The sequence below is a fragment of the Peribacillus sp. genome (assembly GCF_059453735.1).
The window spans coordinates 1-10,992 of record NZ_JAZVJO010000469.1 but is presented as its reverse complement, the minus strand read 5'-3'; the positions used below and the strand labels follow the sequence as shown (position 1 = coordinate 10,992).

Below are 10,992 nucleotides of genomic sequence, written 5' to 3'. Positions count from 1 at the left end.
CAAAACGGTCCTAATACTAATGGCCAGAATAATGTAACAAACACAATATCCCATGCCAAGTAAGCCAGATCAATTACCTTTTGGAAGCTAAGTGAAAGAATCAATCCAAGTGCTGCACAGACTACGATAACAAGCCTTGAAAAGAGCAGCAATTTTTTTGGATCTGGATTTGGATTAATAAAATCGAGATAAATGTTTTTGGTAATGATGCCTGATGATGCCACATAACAAGCTGCTAATGTCGACATCCCCATGGCAGCCATTGCTGTTAGAAAGATTCCTGAAACAATTGGAGGGAAGTAACCTTGAGCAAAAGCGAGCATTAACGTTTCTGGATTTGCACTATCTGGAAAAATCATTTTGAATGATTCACCAAGCATTCCCGGAATCCAGCTGATTGCAATGACTACCGAACCAGCAATAATCATGCTTAAGTAGGCAACTTTAGGATTTTTAGCTGCGGCGACCCGTTGTCCTAAATCAGCTGCTGGAATATCACCAAGCGCCAAAATTAAGTAGAGTGACCAAAAGCCGGCTCCTCCTTTTTCAAAGAGGTGACTCACATTCCACCAATCTGGATTAAAAATAAATTCGTCATATTGAAAGAACACAACCAGTGCAATTCCAATAATGCCGGCAATCGCAAAGATCCCTTGGACAATCTCTGTATAAGCAACTGCCCATAATCCGCCCACAACAGAATACACTACGGTCAGTGAAACAAATAAAATAGCTGCCGGTACAAAATCTATCGTAAAAATAGCTTGAATAATATAAGTACCACCGACGGTCAGTGCTCCAGCATTGAATAACCCAAATGCTATGGCCATCAAACTGCCTGTATAGGCACCAAGTTTTTTTGATCCGTAACGTAAGCCATAATAATCGGCTATGGTCCACCCCTTCAACCTTCTTAGTGGTTTTGTCCAGATTAATGCGCCAAGAATCATACATGTGCCAAGACCAGCCATTGTAGCCGTACCTTCAAACCCACCGTCTGTATAACCAGCACCTACTGCCGCAAAGAAAAACGGGGCAGCAAGTAATGCCGCGATAAGACTTCCTGTTACTACATACAATGGCATACTCCATCCGGCAACAATCAGGTCTTCAGCGGTTTTTATTCGTTGGTAGCCCTTGAATCCTATATAATAAATAAAAATTAAATAAAGACAAAATATGACGATTGCACTCACTTTTGAACCCTCCGCTGTCTATTAACCATTCATAACCACTCCGCCATTCGGGCTAACAACTTGTCCCGCAAAGAAATTGGCGTGCTCTGAGGCAATGAAAAGGATTGTCTGGGCGATCTCTTCAGGTTGTGCCAACCGTTGTAATGGATATTTACTCGCTTCTTCTTCAATATAATTCTCACCAAAAGCTTCTAGGATATCTGTCAGCGTTCCGCTTGGTGCTACCGCGTTTACATTAATTTCGGGAGCTAATTCCCGCGCAAGTGCTTTTGTGAAGGCATTAATTCCGCCTTTAGCAGCTGAATAATGGGTGAAGTCCTCACAGCCAAGACTGCCTAAATCTGAAGAAATATTGATAATTTTCCCGCTTCCATGAACCTTCATCCGTTTAGCAGCTTCTCTGGCATTGTAAAAAGTACCGTACAAATGTACCTTAATCATCCTATCCCACATCTCATCGGTCATGTCTGTAATGGGTGACTCCTGCGCAAATCCTGCATTGTTAACGAGAATATCCACACTTCCCAATTGATCATCCATATAGCTGAACATCTCACAAACTTGCTTAGAATCTGAGACATCTGCTCGATATTTAAAGGCTTTCACACCAAAAGCCTCTGCCTTTTCCCGAACAGCCTCTGCTTCTTCGTCACTTCCTATGTAATTGATTAAAACATTTGCCCCAGCTTCGGCAAAGGCAAGCACCGCTGCTTTACCAATGCCTTTACTGGATCCAGTTACTAAAACTGTCTTCTTACTAAAGTTCATAGCTCCCCCTGCTTTCTTAAATTTTGAAATGGCGAATTGGTATTTGTAATTCTTCGGCTGTTTTTCCTAGTGAATCAGAAGTTGCCTTAATTTCTTCCATTGATATCAGCTGTTCACGACTGGCTTCGGAAACATTGGTAGATAACCTGATCACTAAAAGTACGGCATCCTAATCCAAGCTGCCAGCAAAAATAAAAAAAGCACCAGAATAAGGTGCAGTGTATAAAATCATGGTAACTTGTACGGCAGCCCGGCTGCCCTAGCACAATGCGGTAGGCCCGTGGCTTTGCGTCTCCACTTTTCAATGGATTTGCTATTTACACAATACATTTAAAGTAATCTTTGTTTCTTAAAAACGAAGAGCACATTTTTTATTATATCGGCAATTTTTATAAGAATTTCACTCTTTTTTTAACGATTATAGGTCTATTCTCTCTGTTTACTTCATATTTTTTTTCACATTCCCCCTGAGTAAATTCCATAAAATGAAAAAAACGCCCAGTGCTAATACTTCCATCGATAGAATATACCACGGATAGGGACCAAGTAGATCCAGGACACTTCCACTACCTGGCTTCTCCCGCAGAAACATATAGTTACCACCGAGTTGATCATTTATCAACCATATAAAAGGCAGGAGAATATTTAAAGTTAGCATGGTTCCTCCAATTCCTCTTAGCGTAGGCCGATAGCCTTTTACCCAAGTAAAATAGAGAGCCGTTATAATAATGCCTATATGTGTATAAAAAAAGTGAAAGTACCGAAAATGCGGAAAGCTCCAGTCCATTACAGGGGTCAGCATGGCTTGAATAGCACCGCCAATTCCGGCAAATAAAACAAACTGATATAAATAGCGATTCCCCGTCCATAACAGCACGATTGTCACCATAAGACTAAGATTGCATAACTCTAGAGGCAGAGATTGTCTAAAATGCCATTGCTCCGTCGTAAAGAGCCACATGTGGTATAACCCTTCTATAATTAGCAGGGTGACAGCAAAGATTTTTTCTAACCACAGACATCTTGTCGTATTTACCCTACGCTCTTTTAATATGAAGAGACCTATTATGAGTAGTCCTAATACGGCTAGAGCCCATACATGGTCTACGGACCAAAAGATAAACTGATGGTCATCACTATCCCCTATAAATCTATCCATCTCAGCTTCTTCCCCTTTACCTATATGATAGAAAACAGCTTTTGTATCAAGTTTTTTTCGTATAATAGCCTTGAGATGGGAATATACATATTCGTGACGTCTTATAAAAGGAGTGATCGAATGCAGCATGTCCAGCCAGAGATAAACCGTCTTACGGCTATTCTTCAGAACAGCCAAGGAAAAGATGGCTCATGGCATGACCCATTCGAAACAAATATTGTAGTCGATGCCTATATGATTATTTTACTAAGAGTTCTAGAGATCAATGACGAGAAGTTAATACAATCATTAGTCAAACGAATTGAAAGCAAACGCGAAAACGGTGTATGGAAACTCTTTGCGGATGAAAAGGATGGAAACCTTTCTCTCACCACAGAAGCCTACTATGCGCTTCTATATTCAGGGTTAAAGAAAAAAGCGGATCCGGATATGAGAAAAGCAAGGCGATTTATCCTGGAAAAAGGCGGACTCAAGCAGACGAAGATGTTTACAAGATTAATGCTGACGGTCACAGGTCAATATAACTGGCCATTACTTTTTCCTATTCCCATAGAAGCTGTTTTGCTTCCGCCCACTTTTTTTGTGAATATGTTTGATATTTCCGTCTATGCACGAGTTCATTTTATGCCGCTTGTCTTGCTCGGGGAAAAGAAATTTCAGGTAAAAGGTGTCAATGCCCCAGATTTAAGTGATTTACATCAAAGCAGAAGTCCTGATCCCGAATGGGAGGAGATGCGTTCCAATGAATATCGTTCTCTATTTTCGAGACTTCAAACCAGTACAGCTGCCTTGATTGGTTTACCTTCTAAGCTGAAATCACTTGCTGTTGATTCAATTGAACAATATATGTTAAACCGTCTTGAACCAGATGGAACACTCTATAATTATTTTAGCTCTACTTTTTTTATGATTATCGCGCTCCTTTCCCTTGGCTATTCAAAAAAGGATCCAGTAATTAGTAAGGCAGTGGAAGGTCTAATAGCAATGGCTTCTTCTATTGATGGTCAGGTGCATATTCAACATACAACCGCAAACGTTTGGAACACAGCATTAATCAGCTACGCCCTTCAGGAATCTGGTCTTTCTTCTTCAACACCGTCGATAAAAAAAGCAACTGCCTATTTACGTAAGAAGCAGCATGTGAAATATGGGGATTGGGTCATTCACAATCCAAACATTGCACCCGGAGGCTGGGGATTTTCTGATTTAAATACGATAAACCCTGATGTAGATGATACGAGTGCTTCACTGCGGGCACTCCACCCTGTCTTTGTCTCAAATCCTGCTCATCACGATTCTTGGGAGCGTGGTGTCACATTTCTTCTTTCTATGCAAAATGACGATGGCGGCTTTCCCGCTTTCGAAAAGAATGTCGACAATGAATTATTAAGCGTGCTCCCTGTCGAAGAAGCAAAATATATTTTAACAGATCCGTCTACACCGGATTTAACAGGCAGAGCATTAGAATTCTTATGTAAGTATGCGGGTCTACAAATGCCCAATCGATCGATAAAAAAGGCAGCAGATTGGCTTCTTCTTCATCAGGAAAAAGATGGTTCATGGTATGGAAGATGGGGTGTTTGTTATATTTATGGCACATGGGCAGCACTAACCGGCTTAGCCGCTTCAGGTCATTCCACAAATCCTGCAATCAGCAGGGCCGTCAAATGGCTTAAAAGTATCCAACACCAAGATGGAGGATGGGGTGAATCTTGCTACAGTGATATCAAAAAAAAGTATGTACCGCTTGGAAACAGTTCATTAACTCAAACAGCATGGGCACTAGATGCTCTCATTGCGGTGTCACCCAAGCCAAGTGCCTCCATTGAAAAAGGGATTGCCTACCTGATCCGTGAAGGCAAAAAAAAGGATTGGACTACTTCTTATCCAGCTGGACAAGGACTAGCAAACTTCCTATATATCCATTACCATAGCTATCAGCACATCTTCACGCTGCTTACGCTTGCCCATTACCGGGAAAAATACCTCAATAGCTCAACTAACTAGTGTTCTATTCGAAAAAGCTCTCCTTAGTGAATGGGAGAGTTTTTTTAGATTTTCGACACGTTTCTATTTTGAAAGCTTACTATTAATCATGTTCCAATACTGTTCATCTTGATTGTGGCCTAATCTCAAACCTCTTTCTGTTAAAGAGATCCACACTTCCGATGACGCGTGTGTCGGTGTTAATTCAAATCGGCAAGGAATCTCTTTTTCTTTAAAAAAATCAAGGATATGATCCAGAAAAGGAATAGCCTCCGTACTTAAACCCTTTACCCTATTAAATGCGGGACCCGGTATATGCTCAACAAAAAAAGCACGAGCACTGTCAAAATCGCGAATATCAACACACATTGAGTTATCTTTAATACTTTGAATAGCCATAAGCCTTGATGTTAGTGAATCGATTTCTGTTTTTCAAATTTCAATGGGCTAATTCCTGCGTAAGCACACACATGAATTCTCCCTCCCGATTAACTCTTACTTACTACCTGCTTTTTTACCGTTCAGACTCACATCTTATACCAGCCATTAATATGTTAAATGAGAGGTGATTGCATACAAATGAATACCATTAGCTTATGTATGATTGTCAAAAATGAGGAGCAAGCGTTATCCAAATGCTTAGAATCAATTAAAGATGTCGTGGATGAAATCATCATTATCGATACCGGCTCAACAGACCGTACTAAAGAATTAGCCAAAAAATTCACAGACAAAATATATGATTTCGAATGGATTAATGATTTTGGAGCAGCTCGTAATTATTCGTTTTCTAAGGCTACAAAAGATTTCATCCTGTGGCTCGATGCTGATGATGTTTTTACCGATGAAAACCGAGAAAAACTGCTAACGCTGAAAAAGACACTGTCCTTAGATATTGATGCTGTTTCTATGTTCTATCACCTGACGTTAAATGAAGATGGCAGTCCAAGCTTTAGCTCTAGGCGAAATAGGTTAGTTAAACGAGAAAATAATTTTAAATGGATTGGTTTTGTTCATGAATATCTCGAGGTAGCGGGAAACATTATTCCCTCCGATATCGCCGTAGTCCACCAAAAGGAGCGTCATTCCACCAATCGGAATCTGCTTATTTACGAAAAAGCTTTAGAGTCAGGGAAACCTTTTACACCAAGAGACAAATATTATTATGCGAATGAATGCAATGACAATAGAAAATATGAAAAGGCAATTTATTGGTATCAATACTTTTTAGATGAGGGTCTTGGTTGGTCTGAAGACAATATTCAAGCCTGTGGGAAATTAGCCGATTGTTTTCTTCATTTGAAAAGGTATTCTGAAGCAATCGACATCTGTCAGAAAAGCTTTAGCTATGATGCCCCAAGAGGAGAAATTTGCTGCAGATTGGGCTTTTTGTACTTAGAGCAAAATGATTTGGTAAAAGCTATTTCATGGTATAAGCTTGCAACAGTAGTAGAGATACCAGAAAATAGTCCTTTCATCAACCGTTCATGCTACACCTGGCTCCCAAATTTACAGCTCTGTTTATGTTACTCAAGACTTGGACATCAGGAAATTGCCAGAAGTTATAACGATAAAGCGGCCGAATTCCTTCCAAACAATTCACAAATACAATATAATCAAGAATTTTTCAAACGGTATTTTGGAGAATAATCACAGCCCCGCCATCGATTTGATAGGTTATGGCGGGGATTACTTAATTCCCTAAAAAGTCTTGTAAGGCTGCTTTATTTTTTTCTATGTCTAAATCTAGGACAAGTCCTGCCCCTGGATATCGTTTGTCTTGATACGATCCGTCTTGAGGAATTCTAAGCGTTTGAAGATTCCGATTTTCATTAGAAAGAAAGGCCGTTCCGATTGATAATAATAAAGACCGTTCGATATTGGTGAAAATGTATGGTTGTATGGTTCCAATCATAGTCGGCAACTTCATTACCCCCTGAATACTTACCACTTCATTCGTCAGCTGCTTAATAACCTTCTGCTGACGCTCCACTCGTCCAAAGTCCCCTTGTGCGTCATTACGATATCTTACATAACCGAGTAGTTCTTTTCCATGCAGTTCTTGTAAACCAGGCTTCAGTTTTACGCCAATATTTTTTGACATCGCTTTTTCTACATTAATTTCAATTCCATTAGGAAAAGCTGCATCAATCATCTTTGTAAATCCTTTAAAATCAATTAAGGCATAATATTGTAGCTCAATAGCAAAATTCTCGTATATCGTCTGTCTAAGCAGTTCTGTACCTCCATAAGTAAAGGCCGAGTTAAGTTTATGTTTTTTATACCCAGGTATTTCAACATAACTATCCCGCATGAGAGAGACAAGTTTCGACTTCTTCGTTTCTGGATCATACTGAGCAATCATTATCGTATCCGTCCGAGAAACCTCTTCACCTTCTCTAGCATCAACTCCCAGTAGAAGAACATTCACTTTCCCGAGAGGGTTTTCTACTCCGTTAAACTCAATTTCTTCCGTTGGAACATCCGTATCTGTATCCGTTTTTGCTTTATTTAGAGCCTGAGAATATTCATAATAAAAATAGGTGGCTGCCCCCAGTAAAACAAACAAGAAAACAAGAAACAAAGATATAATAATCTTTCGTCTTTTACTTTTCCTTTTACCATTCTTAGAACTCTGTCTGCTGCCTGCCATATTTTCCGTCCTTTTCTATTTCATCTCTTTCTACATAATCTATCAAATATACCCAATAAATACAATATATGAAAAAATACAAAAAAAAGACCTGTCAAAATGACGGGTCCATTCTTACTTCCTATTATGGATTAGTTGACCATAAGCCTGCTGACTTCATAAGGATACGAGGATGAAGTTTTAACTGTGCAACCATTACCTCAGCAAGATCTTCTGGCTGCATTACTTTATCCGGATTACCATCTGTCAGGTTCGTATCAATTGCTAAATCAGTTGCTACCGTACTTGGTGTTAAAGCACTAACACGAATATTATGCTTTCTTACTTCAAGCATAAGCGATTCAGTTAATCCTAAAACACCAAATTTAGAAGCACTATATGCACTTGTAACAGGAGCTCCTTTTTGACCAGCAGTTGAAGAAATATTAATTATATCTCCTGATTTCTGCTCAATCATCTCTGGTAAGACTGCTCTTGTTACATAATAGGTTCCCATTAAGTTTACCTGAATGATATTCTCAAACTCTTCTGGAGAAAGCTCAAGAAAGCTGCCGAACTTTCCGATTCCTGCATTGTTAATCAGAATATCAATCGCTCCTAATTCTGCTTTAATCTGATCAACCGCTTGAATTACTTCAGCATTATTAGCAACGTTTGCCGCTGCCAAAGCAACCTTTACGCCATATGGCTTTAGTTCTGCCGCAACTTTTTCAAGATTTTCTTTTGTACGGCCAACAAGTCCAACATTAATACCTTCTTTTGCAAAAGCGATGGCTGTTGCACGACCAATTCCCCGTCCAGCTCCTGTAATCAGTGCTGTTTTTCCTTGAATCTCTTGCATATGATCACTCCTTCTAATCAACTGTTTCTAATGTCTTAAGATTATATCCCTGCATAGAAAAGTAATCAATATTTCCGCCTGAAGCACACAACCTCATTGGCTGCCTATTTAAACCATCCCTTTTCCTGTGATCGTTTAATGGCTTCAATTCGATTGCTTACATCTAGTTTATCAAGAATGATAGAAATATAATTACGAACCGTTCCATTGGTAAGATATAAATTACTGGCTATTTCCTTAGTGTTCTTTCCGTCAGCTATCAGTTGGAGAACCTGCTTTTCACGATCTGTTAACGGATTAACCTCCTCGTAGGCAACATCCATCAATTCAGGCGCATAGATTCTTCTTCCACTGATAATCATTCGAATTGAAGCTGCCAGCTCCTCACTCGGACTATCCTTTAATAAATACCCGCCTACTTGAGCTTTACGCGCACGTTCAAAATAGCCTGAACGGGCAAAAGTTGTAAGAATGAGAACTTTACACGAACTATTCTTTAATGCTTCTGCAACATCGATACCATTTTTTATCGGCATTTCAATATCCGTTATGCAAATATCCGGTTGATGCTCTCTTACCAGCTCTAGAGCTTCTTCGCCATTTTTTGCTTTTCCGACCACTTCCATATCTTCCTCTAAATCAAGAAGTGCACCCATCGCTCCAAGCAACATCTGTTGATCTTCCGCAATTACGATTCGAATCACATTATCCCCCCTAAACTGTTTGAGATTGCATAATAACATTTGGAACCCTAATGTTAATCGTCGTACCATCTTGCGTTTGCATATCAAGATTTCCATTAACAAATTCCAAGCGCTCTTTCATTCCTAATAGTCCATTCCCTTTCGTTAACTTGACTTTTTTGGATAGCCCCACACCATTATCTACAATTTTCAAATGCACCTCTTTTGAAGATTGGTTAATAATTAACGTACAACTAGATGCTTGACTATGTTTCACAATATTGGTTACAGCTTCTTTCAAACACATGCTCAATACATTTTCGACCAATAACGGCGTATTTTCTAATTGCACATTGCCCTTCATTTGAAAATCAATGTCTGCTGCTTGTAAAAGTTGTCTAACATGAATGACTTCTTCTTCCAGACGGGTCCCGCGCATGTCAGAAACCATCTCACGAACCTCTTTCAATGCAGCTCTTGCCGTCTGACGAATATCATCAATTTCATTTTTAGCATCATCTACATTTATCGAAAGCAGCTTACCTGCTAGGTCAGATTTCAATCCAATTAGAGAAAGCTTTTGTCCCAATGTATCATGAAGATCGCGAGCAATCCGCTGACGTTCCTCAAGCTTCACCAATTCAGAAATCCGTTTATTGGCATCTTCCAATTTACCTTCAAGTAATTCATGTTTATTGCGATTGTATGTAGTAAAGGGCAGCAAAATCACCGCAAAAACACTAATCAGAATAAAGGGAGACTGTGTGAAAAAAATCGGATTTTTCGTTAGGAAGCCAATATTAATCGTAACAATTACACTGACTAAATTAATCGAATACAACGTGAAAAAACCAACCTTATTACGAATATTTCCAATGAAGAACGCTAAAAACAGCGAGAAGTAAAAATAACCAAACAAACTAGTCATCGCCATACTAATTACGATTTGAAAGCTGACCCAAACATAAACCGGCCACCCCTTTGACACATAAGAAAGACCATAGAAAGTAAAAAATAAAATGACTAATAGAACACCATAAACCGTTTCTAGTACCGACGACGACTTAAAAATAAAATAAAAAGGGAGAATACAAAAAATCAGCCATACATAAGGACTCAGTCCCGTTCTCTTTGGAAAAATGTGAAACCAATTTGCCATAATAACTCCCTTCAGTGGTAACGCATAGTTAACATATTGAAATCCTGTTCTGTTTATCAAACGGGGATTTTAAGCGGAGGTATACTGTCTCGGAAAAGGATATTCCCGTCTGAGGATGAGTGAATCCCGTCTGGAATAGGCTTAATCCCGTCTAAGCAGGTGTTATTCCCGTCTCGTATAAGCTTAATCCCGTCTGAGCACGTCTTATTCCCGTCTGGCTCATTGAAAATACCCTATAGGGTATGCGATTTTTCCTTTGTGAGCTGTACGGGGGCTTCTGCTTTTCTTATTGTCCAGCTCAGCCCCCAACTCACTTTGGAAAAGATGAGTACCCTCAAAAGGCAAAGAACGCCTTTCGGGTCCCTCCCTTTTTCCTTTGTGAGCTGTACGGGGGCTTCTGCTTTTCTTGTTTAAATTTATCAAAAAACCATTCAGGTGTAAATTGAATGGTTTTTGGGTGGTTATTTATTTTCTTGGATATGCGAGGCTGTATTGGCTTGTCTCATCTCTGTTTTAGCTTTATTGATTCTTGATCTGATTTCCTTGA

At 39.5% G+C, this 10,992-nt stretch carries 11 protein-coding genes and 1 riboswitch; of the genes, 2 read left to right on the top strand and 9 right to left on the bottom strand.

From position 1 onward, the window contains the following. The 4 genes from AC52RT_RS15540 to AC52RT_RS15525 form a co-directional block, all read right to left on the bottom strand. On the bottom strand, positions 1-1,196 hold a 1,196-nt coding region (locus AC52RT_RS15540), incomplete at its 3' end, for a sodium:solute symporter family protein (RefSeq protein ID WP_495541581.1). Between the two features lie 21 nt (positions 1,197-1,217). Then, complete coding sequence (locus AC52RT_RS15535) at positions 1,218-1,964, bottom strand: SDR family NAD(P)-dependent oxidoreductase (RefSeq protein WP_495541580.1); 747 nt, start codon at positions 1,962-1,964, stop codon at positions 1,218-1,220. 16 nt (positions 1,965-1,980) lie between these two features. After that, on the bottom strand, positions 1,981-2,118 hold the full coding sequence (locus tag AC52RT_RS15530) for a hypothetical protein (RefSeq protein WP_495541579.1): 138 nt from the start codon (positions 2,116-2,118) through the stop codon (positions 1,981-1,983). 87 nt (positions 2,119-2,205) lie between these two features. Continuing rightward, positions 2,206-2,289, bottom strand: a riboswitch (cyclic di-GMP riboswitch). Between the two features lie 114 nt (positions 2,290-2,403). Then, positions 2,404-3,123, bottom strand: coding sequence for a YwaF family protein (locus AC52RT_RS15525; protein ID WP_495541578.1), 720 nt, complete (start codon positions 3,121-3,123; stop codon positions 2,404-2,406). Positions 3,124-3,243: 120 nt separating this feature from the next. Here AC52RT_RS15525 and shc point away from each other — a divergent pair, with 120 nt between their 5' ends. Beyond that, a complete protein-coding gene (gene shc, locus AC52RT_RS15520) occupies positions 3,244-5,130 on the top strand; it encodes a squalene--hopene cyclase (RefSeq protein ID WP_495541577.1) in 1,887 nt (628 codons plus the stop codon). Positions 5,131-5,193: 63 nt separating this feature from the next. Here the strand turns inward: shc and AC52RT_RS15515 are convergent, their stop codons facing one another. After that, positions 5,194-5,508 carry a hypothetical protein gene (locus tag AC52RT_RS15515; protein WP_495541576.1) on the bottom strand — a complete coding sequence of 105 codons (315 nt, stop codon included), beginning with the start codon at positions 5,506-5,508 and terminating at the stop codon, positions 5,194-5,196. Positions 5,509-5,688: 180 nt separating this feature from the next. On the opposite strand from AC52RT_RS15515, the gene AC52RT_RS15510 reads away from it, so the two are divergent. Next, positions 5,689-6,759: a glycosyltransferase gene (locus tag AC52RT_RS15510; RefSeq protein WP_495541575.1), complete on the top strand. Its 1,071-nt coding sequence runs from the start codon at positions 5,689-5,691 to the stop codon at positions 6,757-6,759. A gap of 43 nt (positions 6,760-6,802) precedes the next feature. Here the strand turns inward: AC52RT_RS15510 and AC52RT_RS15505 are convergent, their stop codons facing one another. The 4 genes from AC52RT_RS15505 to AC52RT_RS15490 form a co-directional block, all read right to left on the bottom strand. Next, positions 6,803-7,678 carry an LCP family protein gene (locus tag AC52RT_RS15505; protein ID WP_495541574.1) on the bottom strand — a complete coding sequence of 292 codons (876 nt, stop codon included), beginning with the start codon at positions 7,676-7,678 and terminating at the stop codon, positions 6,803-6,805. Positions 7,679-7,886: 208 nt separating this feature from the next. Continuing rightward, a complete protein-coding gene (locus AC52RT_RS15500; protein ID WP_495541573.1) occupies positions 7,887-8,603 on the bottom strand; it encodes a 3-ketoacyl-ACP reductase in 717 nt (238 codons plus the stop codon). 104 nt (positions 8,604-8,707) lie between these two features. Continuing rightward, positions 8,708-9,307: a response regulator gene (locus AC52RT_RS15495; RefSeq protein WP_340847106.1), complete on the bottom strand. Its 600-nt coding sequence runs from the start codon at positions 9,305-9,307 to the stop codon at positions 8,708-8,710. A gap of 10 nt (positions 9,308-9,317) precedes the next feature. Next, positions 9,318-10,445, bottom strand: a complete 1,128-nt coding sequence (locus AC52RT_RS15490; protein ID WP_495541582.1) for a sensor histidine kinase — start codon at positions 10,443-10,445, stop codon at positions 9,318-9,320. Positions 10,446-10,992: the final 547 nt, after the last annotated feature.